This is a genomic window from Curvibacter sp. EU05-FHT14A10 (assembly GCF_058791075.1).
This window is the reverse complement of sequence record NZ_JBYTDE010000005.1, coordinates 166945-184555: the sequence shown is the minus strand read 5'-3', so window position 1 is coordinate 184555 and position 17611 is coordinate 166945. Positions and strand designations below refer to the sequence as shown.

At 65.3% G+C, this 17611-nt stretch carries 17 protein-coding genes and 1 tRNA gene; 4 read left to right on the top strand and 14 right to left on the bottom strand.

All coding sequences use genetic code 11. The features are described from left to right. Window positions 1–120: 120 nt before the first annotated feature. From AC3WUT_RS11535 to AC3WUT_RS11520, 4 genes are read right to left on the bottom strand one after another with little or no spacing between them, the layout of a single operon-like run. Entirely contained in the window at window positions 121–990 is an 870-nt protein-coding gene (locus AC3WUT_RS11535; protein ID WP_492347215.1) for an ATP-binding cassette domain-containing protein, read from the bottom strand. Continuing rightward, window positions 987–2003: an ABC transporter ATP-binding protein gene (locus AC3WUT_RS11530; protein WP_492347214.1), complete on the bottom strand. Its 1017-nt coding sequence runs from the start codon at window positions 2001–2003 to the stop codon at window positions 987–989. The genes AC3WUT_RS11535 and AC3WUT_RS11530 overlap by 4 nt, the downstream gene beginning before the upstream one ends. A gap of 25 nt (window positions 2004–2028) precedes the next feature. After that, window positions 2029–2922, bottom strand: coding sequence for an ABC transporter permease (locus AC3WUT_RS11525; protein WP_492347213.1), 894 nt, complete (start codon window positions 2920–2922; stop codon window positions 2029–2031). After that, window positions 2919–3869 carry an ABC transporter permease gene (locus AC3WUT_RS11520; protein ID WP_492347212.1) on the bottom strand — a complete coding sequence of 317 codons (951 nt, stop codon included), beginning with the start codon at window positions 3867–3869 and terminating at the stop codon, window positions 2919–2921. The genes AC3WUT_RS11525 and AC3WUT_RS11520 overlap by 4 nt, the downstream gene beginning before the upstream one ends. 285 nt (window positions 3870–4154) lie before the next feature. Here AC3WUT_RS11520 and AC3WUT_RS11515 point away from each other — a divergent pair, with 285 nt between their 5' ends. After that, window positions 4155–4412 carry a YfhL family 4Fe-4S dicluster ferredoxin gene (locus AC3WUT_RS11515; RefSeq protein ID WP_492347211.1) on the top strand — a complete coding sequence of 86 codons (258 nt, stop codon included), beginning with the start codon at window positions 4155–4157 and terminating at the stop codon, window positions 4410–4412. Here the strand turns inward: AC3WUT_RS11515 and pth are convergent. The 7 genes from pth to AC3WUT_RS11480 all read right to left on the bottom strand — a co-directional run bounded on the left by pth (window position 4403) and on the right by AC3WUT_RS11480 (window position 10204). Then, window positions 4403–5059 (bottom strand): aminoacyl-tRNA hydrolase, encoded by a 657-nt coding sequence (gene pth / locus AC3WUT_RS11510; RefSeq protein ID WP_492347210.1) that lies wholly within the window; start codon window positions 5057–5059, stop codon window positions 4403–4405. The genes AC3WUT_RS11515 and pth overlap by 10 nt on opposite strands. Before the next feature lie 134 nt (window positions 5060–5193). Further along, on the bottom strand, window positions 5194–5817 hold the full coding sequence (locus AC3WUT_RS11505) for a 50S ribosomal protein L25/general stress protein Ctc (RefSeq protein WP_492347209.1): 624 nt from the start codon (window positions 5815–5817) through the stop codon (window positions 5194–5196). Between the two features lie 107 nt (window positions 5818–5924). Then, window positions 5925–6899: a ribose-phosphate pyrophosphokinase gene (locus tag AC3WUT_RS11500; RefSeq protein ID WP_019576050.1), complete on the bottom strand. Its 975-nt coding sequence runs from the start codon at window positions 6897–6899 to the stop codon at window positions 5925–5927. Window positions 6900–6946: 47 nt separating this feature from the next. Beyond that, a tRNA-Gln gene (locus AC3WUT_RS11495) sits at window positions 6947–7023 on the bottom strand. A gap of 20 nt (window positions 7024–7043) precedes the next feature. Next, entirely contained in the window at window positions 7044–7916 is an 873-nt protein-coding gene (gene ispE, locus AC3WUT_RS11490; RefSeq protein ID WP_492347208.1) for a 4-(cytidine 5'-diphospho)-2-C-methyl-D-erythritol kinase, read from the bottom strand. Between the two features lie 27 nt (window positions 7917–7943). Continuing rightward, complete coding sequence (locus AC3WUT_RS11485; protein WP_492347207.1) at window positions 7944–8411, bottom strand: lipoprotein insertase outer membrane protein LolB; 468 nt, start codon at window positions 8409–8411, stop codon at window positions 7944–7946. A 47-nt stretch (window positions 8412–8458) separates the two neighbouring features. Next, the gene (locus tag AC3WUT_RS11480) at window positions 8459–10204 is read right to left on the bottom strand and encodes a tetratricopeptide repeat protein (RefSeq protein ID WP_492347206.1); all 1746 of its coding nucleotides are present in this window, start codon (window positions 10202–10204) and stop codon (window positions 8459–8461) included. A gap of 38 nt (window positions 10205–10242) precedes the next feature. Here AC3WUT_RS11480 and mutM point away from each other — a divergent pair, with 38 nt between their 5' ends. The 3 genes from mutM to mutY all read left to right on the top strand — a co-directional run bounded on the left by mutM (window position 10243) and on the right by mutY (window position 14142). Then, complete coding sequence (gene mutM, locus AC3WUT_RS11475) at window positions 10243–11058, top strand: bifunctional DNA-formamidopyrimidine glycosylase/DNA-(apurinic or apyrimidinic site) lyase (RefSeq protein ID WP_492347205.1); 816 nt, start codon at window positions 10243–10245, stop codon at window positions 11056–11058. 71 nt (window positions 11059–11129) lie between these two features. Continuing rightward, complete coding sequence (locus tag AC3WUT_RS11470; protein ID WP_492347204.1) at window positions 11130–13085, top strand: dynamin family protein; 1956 nt, start codon at window positions 11130–11132, stop codon at window positions 13083–13085. A 4-nt stretch (window positions 13086–13089) separates the two neighbouring features. Then, window positions 13090–14142 (top strand): A/G-specific adenine glycosylase, encoded by a 1053-nt coding sequence (gene mutY / locus AC3WUT_RS11465; RefSeq protein WP_492347203.1) that lies wholly within the window; start codon window positions 13090–13092, stop codon window positions 14140–14142. Here the strand turns inward: mutY and rapZ are convergent. Genes rapZ through AC3WUT_RS11450 form a run of 3 tightly spaced genes read right to left on the bottom strand, consistent with a single transcriptional unit; the run spans window position 14136 to window position 17602 of the window. Continuing rightward, window positions 14136–14987: an RNase adapter RapZ gene (gene rapZ / locus AC3WUT_RS11460; protein ID WP_492347202.1), complete on the bottom strand. Its 852-nt coding sequence runs from the start codon at window positions 14985–14987 to the stop codon at window positions 14136–14138. The two genes, mutY and rapZ, sit on opposite strands and share 7 nt — an antisense overlap. Window positions 14988–14990: 3 nt before the next feature. Further along, window positions 14991–16703, bottom strand: coding sequence for a DNA repair protein RecN (gene recN, locus AC3WUT_RS11455; RefSeq protein ID WP_492347201.1), 1713 nt, complete (start codon window positions 16701–16703; stop codon window positions 14991–14993). A 2-nt stretch (window positions 16704–16705) separates the two neighbouring features. After that, window positions 16706–17602 carry an NAD kinase gene (locus AC3WUT_RS11450; protein ID WP_492347200.1) on the bottom strand — a complete coding sequence of 299 codons (897 nt, stop codon included), beginning with the start codon at window positions 17600–17602 and terminating at the stop codon, window positions 16706–16708. Window positions 17603–17611 lie beyond the last annotated feature (9 nt).

Here is a 17611-nt window from a genome sequence, read left to right as displayed (position 1 = left end):
AGAGGTCGCACCCGCGCCGCCGTGTGCCCCGGGGGGCGGTCTCCGGCAGGCGGGTGGGTCGAAATTTCATTGTAGAAGCCTGCCGCCGGCCGGCGATATGCGGTGTCATCATCTCGCGCTTCATGCTGAGTCGGTCCGGCGTGCCTTGCGCTGGCGCTGGCCAGGGCGGGCCTGGGGAACGGCCTGCATCAGGGTCTGCGTATAGGGGTGGGTGGCGGCACTGAAGAGCACATCGGGGGCTCCCTGCTCGACGATCTGCCCCTTGAACAGCACGGCCACGTCGTCGCACAGGTGGTTGACCACCGCCAGGTCGTGGCTGATCAGCATGTAGGTGATGCCGTGGTGGGTCTGCAGCTCTTGCATCAGGTTCAGGACCTGGGCCTGTACCGACACATCGAGCGCGCTGACCGGTTCGTCAGCCACGATCAGGCGCGGGCGGGTGATCAGGGCCCGGGCGATGGCGATGCGCTGGCGCTGGCCACCCGAGAACTCGTGCGGGTATTTGTCGAGATCGGTGGGGCGCAGGCCCACTTCACGCAGCACCTCGCCGGCTTGCAGGCGGGCCTGTTCGCGGGTGATGCGGCTGTCCACCTGCAGCCCGAACAGCGGCTCCGTGACGATGCGCTCCACGGTTTGACGTGGGTCGAGCGAGCCGTAGGGGTCCTGGAACACCATCTGGAAATGCTGGCGTGCCTGGCGCAGCGCCGCAGGCGTCAGCGCGTGCAGGTTCCGGCCTTCGAGCTCGACCGTGCCTGCTGTGGGCTGGTCGAGGGCCATCACCAGGCGGGCCAGGGTGGACTTGCCTGAGCCGGATTCGCCCACGATGCCCAGGCTGCGGCCGGCCTGGATCTCGAAGCTGACGCCTTGCAGCGCTTTCACGCTGGCCGGCGGGCGCCACAGGCTTTCGCGGGGCAGGGTGTACTCGCGCACCAGCTGCTGCACGCGAAGCAAAGGGGCCTGGGTTGGCGGGATGGGGGCGCGCGCGTTCATGCTTTGGCCTCGGTGGGCAGTTCGGGGCTGTGCCAGCAGCTCACCAGGTGGGGGCTCAGGCCCTCCGATGCTTCGGGGCTGCCCACCTGGCGTGCGACAGGGCGTTGCTGTTCGCATTGCGCTGTGCTCAGGGCGCAGCGGCCGGCAAAGGCGCAGCCCGCAGGCAGGTCGACCAGCTCGGGCACGGTGCCTGCGATGGTGGCCAGGGCAGGGCGCGGCCCGGGCGGGCGTGGGCCCAGGCGGGGCCGGGCGGCAAACAGGCCGCGCGTATAAGGGTGCGCCATGCGGGCGAACACCGCCTCGGTCGGGCCGCTTTCGACCACGCTGCCGCCATACATCACCAGCATGCGGTCAACGTTGTTGGCAATCACGCCCAGGTCGTGTGAGATCAGCATCAAGGCCATGCCGCGCTCGTCCACCAGCTCATTGATCAGGTCCAGGATCTGGCGCTGCACCGTCACATCGAGAGCGGTGGTGGGCTCGTCGGCAATCAGCAGATCGGGGTTGCAGGCCAGGGCCATGGCAATGGTGATGCGCTGGCGCTGGCCCCCTGAGAACTGATGGGGGTAGGCGTCCACGCGCTGGGCTGCGTTAGGGATGCCCACCCGGTCGAGCAGCGTGATGGCTTCGGTGCGTGCCGCTGCGGCGCTCAGGCCCCGATGCAGGCGCAGGGGTTCGGCCACCTGGTGGCCGATGGTGTGGACCGGGTTGAGGGCCGTCATGGGCTCCTGGAAGATCATGGCCAGGCGGTCACCGCGCAGGCGGCACAAGCGGCTTTCGTCCAGGCCCACCAGCTCCTGGCCCTCAAAGCGGATGCTGCCGCGCACCTGGGCACCTTCGGGCAGCAGGCCCATCAAGGCCATCACGGTGAGCGACTTGCCACAGCCTGATTCGCCGATCAGGCCCAGGGCGTCGCCTTTGTCGAGCGAGAAACTGAGCCCGCGCACGGCGTCGGCCGGGCCGCGCGGTGTTTGCAGACGGATGTGGAGGTCTTGGACTTCGAGCAGGGCCATCGTTGCTTGCGGGTGGGCGGTTGGATCAGCGTTTGCGCGCGAGGCGAGGGTCGAGCAGGTCACGCAGGCCGTCACCGAGCAGGTTCAGACCCAGCACGGCCAGCGCGATGGCCAGGCCCGGGAACACTGCCAGCAGTGGCGCCTGGAACAGCATGCTCTGCGCTTCGCTGAGCATGCGGCCCCAGGAGGGTTGGGGCGGCTGGGTGCCCAGGCCCAGGTAGGACAGCGCGGCCTCGGCCAGGATGGCCAGTGCGAACTGGATGGTGGCCTGCACCACCAGCACCGAAACGATGTTGGGCAGCACATGGTCACGGCTGATCTGCCAGGTGCTGCGGCCGCAGGCCCGGGCGGCCAGCACGAACTCGCGCGACCAGACCGCATTGGCCGAGGCCCGGGTGACGCGGGCAAAGGTGGGGATGTTGAAGATGCCGATGGCGATGATCGAATTGACCATGCCGGCCCCGAAGACCGCCGTCAGCATGATGGCGGACAGGATGGCCGGAAACGCGAAGGTGAAGTCGGCCAGGCGCATCACCAGTTCCTCGGTCCAGCCTCGGCGGGCCGAGGCCAGCAGGCCCAGGGCCGTACCCAGGCCGATGCCGATGCCGACCGCGATCAGGCCCACCGCGATCGAGCTGCGTGCACCCACCAGCAGCAGTGAAGCCACGTCGCGCCCGAAGGTGTCGGTGCCCAGCCAATGCTGCCACGATGGGCCCTGCAACTTGAGGCTGAGGTCGACCTCGTAGGGCGACCAGGGCGTCCAGGCGTAGGACAGGGCAGCCGCCAGGATCAGCAGCACGGTCAGCACACCCCCCAGCACAAAGCTGGGGTGCCGGGCGGACCGCTTTGCGAAGCCGGGCGGGTTTGCCGCGGTGTTGGGGAGGGCGCCCGGTGGGGCCGTATGGGGCTGCGGGTTCATATGTCGCTGGCTTTCACACGGGGGTCGATCACGGCATACAGCAGGTCGACCACAAAGTTCACCACCACCACCATGCTGGCCAGCAGCATCACGCAGTTGCGCACCACGATCAGGTCACGGTTGGCAATCGACTGGAAGATCAGCCGCCCCAGGCCGGGCAGAAAGAACACGTTCTCGACCACGATGGTGCCCGCCAGCAGGTTGGCGAACTGCAGGCCCATCACGGTGATCACCGGGATCAGGGCATTGCGCAGCACGTGGCGCCACAAGGTGGCGCGCCGGCTCAGGCCCTTGGCCCGGGCGGTGCGCACAAAATCTTCGCGCATCACTTCCAGGACGGCCGAGCGGGTGATGCGCGCCAGGATGGCCGCCTGCACCACGGCCAGCGAGATGGCGGGCAGCAGCAGCGCTTTGAGTGCCTCCAGTGGATCATCCTCCCAGCCCGGAAAGCCGCCTGCAGAGAACCATTTGAGGTGTACCGAGAACAGCAGGATCAACAGGATGGCAAACCAGAAATTGGGGATGGCGATGCCGATCTGGGCCAGGCTCATCACCCCAACGTCGCCGGCCTTGTTGTGGTGCGAGGCGGCATACAGCCCGGCCAGCAAGGCGATCAAGGTGGTGATCAGCATGGCCAGCAGGGCCAGGGGAACGGTCAGGGCCAAGCGCTCCAGCACCAGCTCAAGCACGGGGGTGCTGTAGGTGTAACTGTTGCCCAGATCGCCCTGCAGCATGCCGACCACCCAGTGGCCGTAGCGTGTCAGTGCGGGTTGGTCGAGCCCCAACTGGGTGGCCAGGGCCGCCACAGCCTCTGGTGCGGCGTCAGGCCCCATCAGCATCTGGGCCGCATTGCCCGGCAGGATCTCCAGCACGGTGAAGATCACGACAGACGCTCCGACCAGGGTGGCCAGAAAGGTCAGAAAGCGTTTGAACAGGAACAGACTCATGGGCCGCTGGGCTGCCAGGGCAGGGCCGTGGCGTTGGGGTTGTTTCCGTGAAAGCAGATCAGCATATCGGAAACTGCCGCGTCTGGTTGTCGCGCTTGCGGAGTGCCGCAGAAAAGCGACAAATGAATGGAGTGTTCACTTAACCAAGAGGCAGCCGCCCTGCATTTGCGCTGAATGCCTGTGGCCGCAGAGTGGGCAGGGCGATCGCGGGATAATGGAGCCTATGCTTTGCAAGCCCTGTCTACCGTTGAAGCGGCCGTCTGCGCGACGTGCCAAGGAGTGCGCATGGCACTGATGATCACCGATGAATGCATCAATTGCGATGTCTGCGAGCCCGAGTGCCCCAACCAGGCGATTTTTCTGGGGCCCGAGATCTATGAGATCAACCCCGACAAATGCACCGAGTGCGTGGGGCACTTTGACGAGCCCCAGTGTGTGCAGGTATGCCCTGTGGCCTGCATTCCGGTGAATCCGCAGCGGGTCGAGAACTCTGAGACGCTGATGCAGAAGTACTTGCGCCTTCAGGGCGCGGCTCAGGCCTGAGGCGCTTGGGGCGTGGCGTCTGGGGTTGGTTCAGCCTCAGTCTTTGGGGCCGGCTTCGGGGGCTTGGGCCGCGGCGGTTTGCTGGTGTGGATCAGCAGCGTGGCCTTCTCCATCTGCCCTTCCATCAAGGCCGGCGCCGCCTTCAGGGTGCGCTCGATGCAGATCTCGATGGCTTCGCGTTGCTCGGGCGCCGGTTTCTTGAGCACCCAGTTCACCACTTCCGATTTCACGCCAGGGTGGCCGATGCCCAGTCGCAGTCGCCAGTAGCGGTCGGTGCCCAGTTGGGCGTGGATGTCGCGCAGCCCGTTGTGCCCGGCGTGGCTGCCACCGAGTTTGAGCTTGGCTTCGCCAGGCACCACGTCGAGTTCGTCGTGCACCACCAGGATCTCTTCAGGCTGAATTTTGTAGAAGCGCGCCAGCGCTGACACCGATTTGCCCGACAGGTTCATGAAGGTCTGTGGTTCCAGCAACCAGATCGTCTGCCCACTGACATTGGCCCGTGCCACCTTGGCGTGGTAGGCCTTGTCGGGCGTCAGGCTGACTTTCAGGGTGCGTGCCAGCTCGTCAATCCACCAAAAACCGGCGTTGTGTCGGGTGGCTTCGTATTCGGTGCCGGGGTTGCCCAGGCCTACAAACAGCTTGATCATGGGGAGAGATTATCTGCGGGGTCTGATGGGGATGCTCCATGCAAAACGGCCCACCGAGGTGGGCCGTCTGGCGCAGAGGGCAGGCTTGAAGGCCTGCCATCCGAGGGGTGGGTAAAAACAGGCCAGGCCTGAGATTACTTCTTGCCCTTCTTGGCGGGAGCCGCAGGCGCAGCAGCCACCGGAGCGATGACTTCTTCCACCGGAGCCACCACCGACACCAGAACCGGGTTCTTCTTGCCATGGGTGACAGCCGTCACGCCCTTGGGCAATTGGATGTCGGCCAGGTGCAGGGACACGCCCTTGGTCAGGTTCTTCAGGTCCACGGCGATGAACTCAGGCAGGTCGGCCGGCAGGCAGGCGACTTCGAGTTCGGTCACAACGTGGTTGATCAGGCACTTGTCGCCCTTCACAGCAGGCGATTCTTCTTCACCGCTGTAGTGGAGAGGCACCTTCATCGACAGGCGGGTCTTGGCATCGACGCGTTGGAAGTCAATGTGCAGAACCAGTTGCTTGAACGGGTGGTATTGCACGTCGCGCAGCAGAACCTTGCCTTCTTGGCCGTTCAGTTCCATGTCCAGGATGGAGGCGTGGAAGGCTTCCTTCTTCAGGGCGTGCCACAGAGCGTTGTGGTCCAGCTCGATCAGCTGGGGTTCTTTGCCCTCACCACCGTAGACGATACCGGGCGTGCGGCCCGTGATGCGCAGACGGCGGCTCGCACCCGTACCCTGCTTGGCGCGCTCAAAAGCGACGAATTTCATAGTGAACTCCTGATGGGGTCGACCGCGACCAGTGCGACCCTGATTTGAAAATGGGCTGGCGGCACATGGCCGTCAGCCCTCTGTGTGTTCTACCGAGGCAATGCGGGTCAGTTTTGACCGTCTTGATCGGAGAACAGGCTCATCACCGACTCGCCGCGGGCAATGCGCTGGATCGTTTCGGCGATCAGCGGAGCCACGGAGAGTTGGCGGATCTTGCTGCATTCCTTGGCGGCATCGCTCAAGGGAATGGTGTTGGTGACCACGACTTCATCCAGGGCCGAGCCCTTGGAGATGCGTTCGATGGCCGGGCCCGAGAAGATCGGGTGGGTGCAATAGGCATACACCTTCTTGGCGCCGCGTTCTTTCAAAACCTCGGCCGCCTTCACCAGCGTGCCTGCGGTGTCGATCATGTCGTCCATGATCACACAGTTGCGGCCTTCGATTTCGCCGATCACGTGCATCACTTCGCTCACGTTGGCCTTGGGCCGACGCTTGTCGATGATGGCCAGATCGCAGCCCAGTTGTTTGGCCAGGGCGCGTGCGCGCACCACGCCGCCCACATCGGGCGACACGACGATCAGGTCTTCGTAGTTCTTTTGACGCAGGTCGCCCAGCAGAACGGGCGAGGCGTAGATGTTGTCCACCGGGATGTCGAAGAAGCCCTGGATCTGGTCAGCGTGCAGATCCATGGTCAGCACGCGGGCCACGCCCACGGTCTGCAACAGGTTGGCGACGATTTTCGCGGAAATGGGCACGCGGGTGGAGCGAGGACGGCGGTCCTGGCGGGCGTAGCCGAAATAGGGGATCACGGCACTGATGCGCTCGGCCGATGCACGCTTGAGGGCATCGACCATGATGAGCAGTTCCATCAGGTTTTCGTTGGTCGGAGCGCAGGTGGACTGAACCACGAACACATCGCGAGCACGAACGTTTTGATTGATCTCGACAGTGACTTCACCATCGGAAAAACGACCCACATGGGCCGCGCCGAGCGTGGTGCCGAGGTTTTTTGCAATTTCAGCGGCCAGACCAGGATTGGCGTTGCCCGTGAAAACCATGAAATCAGGAGGGGTGGCTTGCATGAGCGTCCAGCGGTCTGAAGGAAATTGGCCTGTGCGTGCAAAGAATTTGGCAGGGGAGGAAGGGCTCGAACCCTCGAATGCCGGAATCAAAATCCGGTGCCTTAACCAACTTGGCGACTCCCCTACACAGGTTGATGTCTAAAGCTAGACACCCACCGACAACTTTTCGCTGGAAGCCCAACCCAATAATGGATGGACTTCCATGTTGCTGCACTCTCGGATCTTCCAGATGCCTGGCGCATCTTTCAGATCTACCGAGTCAGTGATGTGTGAAAACACAGCACTTCCTGAGCCTGTCATTCTAGCATCTAAATCTTGTTGTTTCAGCCAATTGATGGCATTTGAAACTTCAGGACAAAGTTGCTGAGCAACTGACTGCAGGTCATTTTTACCGTATCGGTAGTGATCAGCAGCGAAGCCTTCGATTGTAGCAGCGTTTTTTGACCACTCCAGCAAAGGCGATGAAAAAATTTTTGCAGTTTCCAGTCCGGCTTCGGGTTTCACCACGATGAAACGCGCCGGCGGGCACTGCGCAGAATTTTCCAACGGCCGGATTATCTCACCAATTCCTTCGACCCAGGCGTTGCGGCCCCGGATGAAGAACGGCACATCGGCACCCAGCCGGATCGCCAGTTCGCACAGGCGTTCGGTGCTGAAGTTGAGCTTCCAGAGTCGGTTGAGGGCCAGCAAGGTGGTGGCGGCATCCGATGAGCCCCCCCCCATGCCGGCCTGCGCCGGGATCTGCTTGTCGATGCTGATGTGCACCCCCTCTTGCACCTGGCCGGCTTGCTGCAACAAGCGGGCGGCACGCACTGCCAGGTCATCGGCGGGCAAGGGGGCGGTCAGGTCGGTGCGTTCGATGCGGCCATCGGGGCGTCGCTCGAAATGCAGGGTGTCGCACCAATCGATCAGCATGAACACCGACTGCAGCAAGTGGTAGCCATCCGGGCGGCGCCCGGTGATGTGCAGGAACAGGTTGAGTTTGGCGGGGGCCGGAACGTCGTAAATCGCCTTCATGGGCTCATTATCCGGCTCGCCTGCGGTTCAGCGCTCCAGCACGATGCGCAATTCGAGGGCAGGTTGAGGTTGCTCGCGCCGGGCTGTCAGCCGCCCGTTGTCAAGCTGGCTGAGGTCGGCCTGCCAGCCGGGCAGGGTGGGCTGCTGGCCTTGCAGCCAATGAAACAATGCCGCGATCGGCACGGGTGTGCCGGTGGCGTCGGTGGCCAGCTGCTCCAGTGTGGCGTATCGGCGGGTTTCGCCCCGCGCCTGCCAGAGGGCTTGATCGGCTGACCATTCAAGGTGAGCCACCGTGCTGCCCAGCGGGCTGAACAGATCGAGCGAGCCTTGCTCGGGCGTGCCCAGCAACTCGAAGCTGGCCGACCAGGATTGAGGGGCGTCGCCTTCCACCTTCAAGGCCAGGCGCCCGCTCCAAAAATGAGCGGGGCGCGGTGAGCCATCGTCGGGCAAAGCTCGCCTGCCGCTGGCGCAGCCTAGCAACCCAAGCGCAGACATGGCGCCGGCTATGAGCAACTGTCTGCGCAGGTGGCGCGGTGTTGGGGTCATGGCTTGACGTTGAACCGGCGCATCGTGTCCTGAAGTGTTTCGTTGTCCCGGCTCAGTGCCATGCCTTGCTTCCAGACGGCGGTGGCCCGGCTGCGCTGGCCGGCAACCCACAGCACTTCGCCCAAGTGAGCCGCGATCTCGGGATCGGGCTTGCTCTGGAACGCCTTGTCCAGGATCTGGATGGCTTCCTGCAAGCGGCCCCGTTTGAACTCCACCCAACCCAGGCTATCGCTGATGAAGGGATCGTTGGGGGCCAGCTCCAGTGCTTTGCTCACCAGCTGGTGGGCCTCGTCGAGGCGCACGCCGCGGTCTGCCAGCGAGTAGCCGAGCGCGTTGTAGGCGTTCTGGTTCTCGGGTTGCTGCGCCATGATGTCGCGCAGCAGTTTTTCCATCTGCTCGAAGCGCCCGAGCTTCTCGGCCATCATGGCCAGGTCGTACATCAGGTCGGTGTCGTCCGGGCTCGATTGCAGGGCCGAGTCCAGCAACTGCAGGGCGGCGTCATAGGCCTTCTGGCTGCGCAGCAATTGCACCTCGGCCATCAGCCGGGTGCGTGCTTCGCTGGGTGTGTTGGTAGGCAAGGTCTGCAACAGTGCGCGGGCCTCGTCGACCTTGCCCTGGGCCCCGAGAATGGCGGCGCGCCGGGTGCGCGCCGTGGCCTGCAGCGAGGGGCTGTCGATCTTGCTCAACCAGGCGTTGGCTGCCGCGTAGTCCTGCCGTTTCTCTGCCAGTTGGGACAGCGACAGATAGGCCTGCGAGAGCCCGCGCTGACGTGCTTCGGATTCGGCTTGTGCGCTGGCCAGGCCGAGATAGTGCTCCAGCGACTTCTGGGCCTGTGCTTGTTGGTTCTCTTCCGTCTGCAGGGCACCGAGGATGAGCCAGGCCTCGGCCAGTTCGGGTTGGTTGACGGTGACGGTGGTGAGCTGTTGCTGGGCGTCGTTGTAGCGCTGGGCGTCCAGCAAGGTGCGGGCGTAGGCAATCCGCATCTCGCCCTTCTTGGGATAGCGGTCCAGATAGCCTCTGACCAGGGGTTCTGCGGTGGGACTCTTGGGGCCCATGATCTGCAGCGCCAGGCGCACCGGCGCCTCTGAGGCCGGTTGCAGCTTCAAGCCGGCCTGGGCGGCCTCCAGGGCCTGCGGCGTCTGGCCGGCTGCCAGGCGCAATTGGCCCACGGCAGCCCAGGCGTCGCCGGCCATCTCGGGGTCGTGCAGTTCTTTGTCGAGCGCTTCTTCAACCACTTTGGCGGCCAGGGCGCGGTCGCCAACCCGCCCATACAGCGCGGGGATGGCCGCCAGCAATTGGGGCTTTTGCGCGGCAGAAGCCAGTGCCAGTTCGCGTTGCAGGGCCGGGATCGAGTCGCTGACCCGGTTCAACGCCAGCAGGATCTGCAGCACGTAGCGATTGGCTTCGCGGGAATCGGGTTGGGCCAGGCGCCAGTTTTGCGCCGCCTGCAATGCCGAGTCGCCGGAGCGTGCCTGCAGTGCGATCTCCATGGCGCGCTGATACAGACGGCTGTCGTTGGTGCGGCGGGCGCTGTCGAGGATCAGAGCAAAGCCGGTCGCAGGGTCAACCCCCTTGGCATTCATTTCGCCCAGCAAGATCTCATAGAACAGTTGGGCATCCATGAGCGAAGGGGGCTCTGGGGCTTCGCGCTCGGGCGCGGGAGGCGTCTGGGCCTGAACTGGCTGAAGAAGGGCCAGCAGGACGGCGGCGGCAACAGGAACCAAGCGGCGAAAAGGCTTCATCGACTCATAATAATCCATGCTTGCAAACGAAATGTGCGATGCCTGAATTACCCGAAGTTGAAGTCACCCGGCGCAGTTTTGCCGATCGCATCGCAGGCGCCCAGGTGCTGTCTGTCAGCCTGGGCAAGCCGCTGCGCTGGCCCTTGGGCTGCGAGCCTTCCACGCTCGTGGGTCGGCAGGTGAGAGGCGTCAGGCGGCGCGGCAAATACCTGTTGCTGGACCTGGATCAGGGCCTGCTGCTGCTGCACCTGGGCATGTCGGGCAGCGTGACTTTTGGCGCGGTCGCAGCCCCGGCGGGTGTGCACGACCACTTTGACCTGCTCACCAGCCAAGGTCTGTTGCGCCTGCATGATCCGCGCCGTTTTGGTGCCGTGGTGCATGCCCGAGATGAGTCGGACCCCGTGGCGCACAAGCTGCTGGATCACCTGGGCCTGGAGCCGCTGGGCGATGATTTTCAGGTGGAAAACTTCCATGCCGGTTTGCGACAGCGGCGCGCCGCGATCAAACAGGTGCTGCTGGCGGGCGATGTGGTCGTGGGCGTGGGCAACATCTACGCCTCCGAGGCCTTGTTCCTGGCGGGCATCCGCCCCACCACCCGGGCTGACCGCATCAGCCTGGCGCGGGCGCGGCGCCTGCATGGTGCCATCCGCGACGTGTTGGCGCGGGCGGTCGAAAAAGGCGGCAGCACCCTGCGTGACTTCAGCAACGCCGAGGGGCAGTCGGGGTACTTTCAGCTGGAGGCCATGGTGTACGGGCGCGCCGGCCAGCCCTGCCGGGCCTGCGGCACCCTGGTGCGGCAGCTCAAGCAGGGTCAACGCTCCACCTTCTATTGCCCGCAATGCCAGCATGCCTGAGTGTGCCGGCATGAGCCTTGGCGCAACAGGGGCCGATGCTATAGTCAATCGCACATCGTTTCGGGGCCGCCGTGGGCACAACTTTCAATGAACAATTCGACCAGCATGGGGCTTGGCGGCGTGATTTTGCGCTGCGCCTGAAGCAGCTGGGCGAATGGGCGCGCACGCACCGCCTGGCAGATGCCGCCGTGCAGGGCCAACTGCAGCGCCTGGAGGCTCAGGTGCGCGCCGACAAGGTCACCGTGGCCTTTGTGGCCGAGTTTTCTCGCGGCAAATCTGAGCTGATCAACGCCTTGTTCTTTGCCGGCTACGGGCGCCGCATCATGCCGGCTGCCGCGGGGCGCACCACCATGTGCCCGACCGAACTGGGCTACGAGCCGGATCTGCCGGCCTGCCTGCGGCTGCTGCCGGTGCAGACGCGGCTTGAACCCCTGGCGTTGGCCGAATGGCGCGAACGGCCCGCGCAGTGGACTCGCATCGACCTTGACCTGCAAGACCCCGAAGCGCTGGCGCAAACCCTTGAGAAAGTCTCGGATGTGATCCGGGTCACCCAGGACGAGGCGCGTGCCCTGGGCTTCTGGCATGACGAAACCCCCGAAGACAACCCCTTGCCCGATGCGGCAGGCCTGATCGAGGTGCCACGCTGGCGCCATGCACTGATCAACCTGGCGCACCCCTTGCTGGAGCAGGGCCTGGTGATCCTGGACACCCCGGGGCTGAACGCGGTGGGGGCCGAGCCCGAGTTGACAGTCAGCCTGATCCCGCAGTCGCACGCCGTGGTGTTCATCCTGGCCGCCGATGCCGGCGTGACCCGCTCCGACCTCACCATGTGGCGCGATCACCTGGCGCCCCCCGAGGGGTCGTCGGTGTCGCGCCTGGTGGTGCTCAACAAGATCGACACCCTGTGGGATGCCTTGAGCAGCCCCGAGCAGATCGAGGCCCAGATCCAGCGCCAGCGTGCCCAGTCGGCCGAGATGTTGGGCGTGCCGGTTGAGCAGGTGCTGGCCGTGTCGGCCCAGAAGGGGCTGGTGGCCAAGGTGTCGAACGATGCGGCCTTGCTGGCGGCCAGCCGCCTGCCGGCGCTGGAAGACGCGCTGGGTCAGGGCCTGCTGGGCAGTCGCCGTGCGATTCTTCAGCAGGCGGTGGCGCAGGGCGTGGGGGACTTGCGAACCGAGCTGGGGCGTGTGTTCAACATCCGCCGTCGCGACCTGGCCGAGCAGATGCTCGAACTCAATGGCCTGCGCGGCAAGAATGCCTCGGTGATCCATGGCATGCGCATCCGGATCGAGCAGGAGCAGGGTGAGTTCGACGAAAGCAATGCCCGTGTGCAGGCCGTCAAATCGGTGCACCTGAAGCTGCAGCGCGAGGCTTTGCAGACGCTGTCGGCCAGCAACCTCAAGATCATCCTCAGCCAGTTGGCGCAGGCGCTGCGCCAGCCCGGCATCAAGCTGGGCGCGCGCAAGGCCTACCTGGACACCTTTGCCGAATTGCGCCGGGTGCTGAAAAGCGCCATCAGTGCCAGCGGCGAGTTGCAGACCATGTTGTCGAGCTCGTTCAAGCAGTTCAATGCCGAATATGGCTTTTCGCTGCAGGTGCCCACCGCGCCCGACATGACCCGCTATGAAGCCGAGCTGCTGCGCATCGAGAGCAATCACTTGCAGTACCTGAGCTTGGGCAACGTGCTGCGCCTGGCGCAGCCGGCATTTGGCGAGCGCCTGGTGCGAGCCCTGGGCACGCGCCTGCGCGTGGTGCTTGAATCGGCCGCCAACGACCTGGAGCTCTGGAGCCGGGCCGCCATGGCGCAAATGGACGCCCAGGTGCGCGAGCGCCGCCGCAGCTTCATCCGTCGGCTGGAGGCGATCGATCGCATCCAGCAGGCGGCCACCAGCCTGGCCGACCGGATTGCCGAAATCGAGGCCAGTGAACAGCAGCTTGAGCGACAGTCGCGCCAGCTGCAGGGCCTGACCCAGGACCTGCTCGAAGCGGTCGACCAGGTTCCCCAGCGCCCTGAAACCATCACCGGGTGAGCAAATGACTGAAACACTGGCCCAACGGGTCGTCCGTTGGCAGCGCGAGCATGGGCGCCATGATCTGCCCTGGCAAAACACCCGCGACCCGTATCGGGTCTGGCTGTCGGAAATCATGCTGCAGCAGACGCAGGTGTCGACCGTGCTGGATTACTTTGACCGCTTTCTGGCGCGCTTTCCCGACGTGGCTGCGCTGGCCGCGGCCGAACAGGACGAGGTGCTGGGCCTGTGGAGTGGCCTGGGCTACTACAGCCGGGCGCGCAACCTGCACGCCTGTGCCCGCCAGGTGATGAGCCTGCACGGCGGCGCGTTTCCGCGCAGCGCCGAGTTGCTGACCACTTTGCCGGGCATTGGCCGCTCGACGGCGGCAGCGATCGCGTCCTTCTGTTTTGAAGAGCGGGTGGCGATCCTGGATGGCAACGTGAAGCGGGTATTGACCCGGGCGCTGGGCTTTGGCGATGACCTGGCCGTGGCGGCCCACGAGCGCCGCCTGTGGGATCTGGCCACGGCCCTGCTGCCCGACGCGCCGGCCCCAGATGATGCTGGCAGTTCACCCGACATGCCGGCCTACACCCAGGGCCTGATGGACCTGGGGGCCACGGTCTGCACCACGCGCAAGCCGGCCTGCCTGCTGTGCCCGCTGCAGGGTACCTGCCGGGCCCTGGCCGAGGGCGAGCCCGAACGGTATCCGGTGCGTACCCGCAAACTCAAACGGCGTGCCGAAAGCTGGTGGTTGTTGTGGCCAGTGGGCCCGCAGGGCCAGGTCTGGCTGCAGCGTCGTCCGCAAAAAGGCATTTGGGCCGGATTGGAATGCCTGCCCGTTTTCGACAGCGAGGCCGCATTGCCGATCGGCCCGGTTGGCACCTCGGTGCAGGCACTGCCGGCTTTTCTGCATGTGCTCACCCACCGCGATCTGTACCTGCACCCGGTTCAATGGCGCTGTGCCCAGGCCGATCAGCCCCCGGTGCCAGGCCTGGAGGGGCGTTGGGTAGCGGCCGCCGACTGGCCTGCGCTGGGCCTGCCCACGCCAGTGCGGCGCCTGCTTGAGGCTCAGTGACTGTCGAGTTCGCGGTGCCGGCTCAGGGTGACCCAGTCGGTTGCGAAATGCCGTGACAGTTGCTCCACCAGGTACACCGAGCGGTGCTGGCCCCCGGTGCAGCCCACGGCCACGGTGACGTAGCTGCGGTGATCGCTGGCCATCGAGGGCAGCCAATTGGCCACAAACTCGGCCACCTGGCGCTGCATCTCGCGCACCGGAGGGCTGGCCGCCAGGTAATCGGCCACCGCGGGGTCCTTGCCGGTCAAGGCGCGCAGTTCAGGCTCGTAGTGCGGGTTGGGCAGCATGCGCACGTCAAATACAAAATCGGCATCTACCGGAATGCCGCGCTTGAATGCGAAGGATTGGAACACCAGCGTCAGCTGGCTGGCTGGCGCTGAGACCAGGTCCTTGACATGGCGCTGCAGCTGGGCCGCCCGGATGAAGCTGGTGTCGATCACATGGGCCTGCTCACGCAGGTCGGCCAGCAGTTCGCGCTCAAGTTCGATGGCCTGAACCAGGGCGCGCTCTTGCGTGGCCCCCTGCGACAGCGGGTGGCGGCGCCGGGTTTCCGAGTAGCGCCGCACCAGGATGTCGGTGGTGGCGTCCAGAAACAGGGGCCGCACCGTGATGCCGGCGTCGCGCAGCGCACGCAGCTGTTGCGGCACCTGGGGCAGCGAGGTGGCGCTGCGCACATCCATGGCGATGGCCAGCTTGTGGGCGTGGTGTTCTTGCTCCAGGGCCACCAGAGGCTGCAACAACTCGGGGGGCAGGTTGTCCACGCAGTAGAAGCCGGCGTCTTCGAGCGCATGCAGCGCCACCGATTTGCCCGAGCCCGACATGCCGGTGATGAGGACGATTTCCATGGTTCAGGCCCTTTTCTTGCGCGTCACCGGCACTGCCGCGACAACGGGTTCCGGCAGCGCGCCCGGTGGCACCAGGTCCAACATCTCGCGGGCATGAGCCAGCGAGGCGGCCGATTGCACATCGCCGCCCAGCATGCGTGCCACCTCCTGGACGCGGGTGCCGCCAGCGATGGGGGCCACGTTGCTGCGGGTGCCACGGGGCCCCGACAGCTTGGACACCTGCAGGTGCTGGTGCGCATAGGCCGCCACCTGGGCCAGGTGGGTCACGGCCAGCACCTGCCGGTCCTGGCCCAGTTGCCGCATCAGTTGGCCCACGGTCTGTGCCACGGCGCCGCCCACACCTGAATCCACCTCGTCAAAAATCAGCGTCTGGGCCTGGCCCAGGCGACTGGTGGTGACGGCAATCGCCAGGGCAATGCGCGACAGCTCGCCGCCCGAGGCCACCTTGCCCACGGGCCGTGGCGTGGTGCCGGCATGGCCGGCCACCAGAAACTCGACGTCTTCCAGTCCGCAGGCCCCTGGGCTGCTGGCTGCGGGCAGGGCCACCTCAAAGCGCCCCCCCTTCATGCCCAGCGACTGCATGGCGGCGGTAATGGCCCGCGACAGCTGGGGCGCGGCCACGGCACGTTGGCGCGAAACCTGCCGTGCCTCGGCCAGAAAGGCTTTTTCGGTTTGCGCGGCAGCGTTTTCAAGCTTGTCGAGATCGGCCGCGGCGTCCAGCGTCTGCAACTCTCGCTTCCAGTCGGCCAGCAGGGCGGGCAGATCCGCCGGGGGGCGCTTGTAGCGCCGCGCCAGGCCCATCCACTGCGTCAGGCGGTGGTCCAGTTCGGCCAGGGTGTCGGGGTCGAGGTCGGTGCGGCGCAGCCAGGCGTTGAGCGAGTGCGCCGCATCTTCGGCCTGGGCCAGGCTGGAGGCCAGCACATCAGCGATCGCCTTGAATTCGGGCTCCAGGTGCTCATGGTCTTGCAGGCGTGCCTGGGCGCGGGCCAGCAGGGCCAGGGCGCCGGCATCCTCGCCCTCCAGTGTTTCAACGGCACCCTGAGCGGCCTCAAGCAAGGTGTGCATGTGGGACAGGCGGGTGTGCTGATTGCTCAGTTCGTCCCACTCATCAACCCCAGGGGCTAGTTTGTCCAGTTCGCCGATCTGCCAGGTCAGGCGCTCGCGCTCGCGCAGCAGCGTGGCCTGGGCGGCGCGGGCGTGCTCAAGGGCACCCAACGCCGTGCGCCATTGTTGCCAGGTGGTCTGCATGGCCCGGCTGTCAATCTGGGCATAGGCATCCAGCAGACTGCGCACCGACTCGGGGCGGGTCAGGCTTTGCCAAGCATGCTGGCCATGAATGTCGAGCAGCAGATCGCCCAGTTGGCGCAATTGGGTGGCGGTGGCCGGCGTACCGTTGATCCAGGCCCGGCTCTTGCCCTGGGCGTCCACCGTGCGGCGCAGCAACAGGCTTTGGTCGTCGCCCTCCAGGGCGGCTTCCTCCAGCCAGTGGCGCACCTCGGGGGTCAGGTCAAACTCGGCACACAGGTCGGCGCGCGCCGCGCCGTCACGCACCACCGTGGCATCGGCCCGGGCGCCCAGCGTCAGTTGCACCGCGTCAATCAAGATCGACTTGCCCGCACCGGTCTCGCCGGTGAGCACCGTGAAACCCGATGCCAGATCCAGTTCGAGTTGCTCCACGATCACGAAGTCGCGAAGGGCTATGCGTTTGAGCGCCACGGTCAGGAACCTCCCTCGTTCCAGTGCATTTTCTTGCGCAGGGTGTCAAAGTAGCTCCAGCCGCGCGGGTGCAGAAACCGGGCCCGGTGCACCGAGCGGCGCACGATGATCCGGTCGCCCAGCATCAGCGAGGCCAGCGATTGCATGTCGAAATTGGCGCTCACATCGCGCCCGCTCACGATCTCGATCGCCACCTCGCCCGTGTCGGCCAGCACAATCGGCCGGTTGGACAACGTGTGGGGCGCAATCGGCACCAGGATCCAGCCCGGGATCGACGGGTGCATCAAGGGCCCGCCGGCCGACAGCGCATAAGCCGTGGAGCCGGTGGGTGAGGCAATGATCAGGCCATCAGCCCGCTGATTGGCCACAAAATGACCGTTCACCTCCACCCGCAGCTCGACCATGCCCGAGGTGCCGCCCCGGTTGACCACCACATCGTTCAGGGCCAGGGCATCAAACACCACGTGGCCATCACGCATCACCTGCGCATGCATCAGGCTGCGATGGTCTTCTTCGTATTCACCCCGCAGCATGGGGCGCAGCGTGGTCTGGTAGTTTTCCAGGGGAATGTCGGTGATGAAACCCAGCCGCCCCTGGTTGATGCCGATCAAGGGCACTCCATGGCAGGCCAGCCTGCGCCCGATGCCCAGCATGGTGCCATCGCCACCCACTACCAGACACAGATCGCAGCGGGCGCCGATTTCTTCGACAGTCAGCGTGGCATAGGAGCCCAGGCCCGTGTTAGCCTGGGTCTCGCTTTCCAGCACCACCTCACAGCCCTGGCGGGCCAGAAAATGCGCGATGTCATCCAGCACCTGACGCGAGTTGACGGCATTGGCGCCAGGCCCATGAGTCTGGTACTTGCCGATCAGGGCAACGTGGTGGAATTTGGACTTCATTCGATAAAT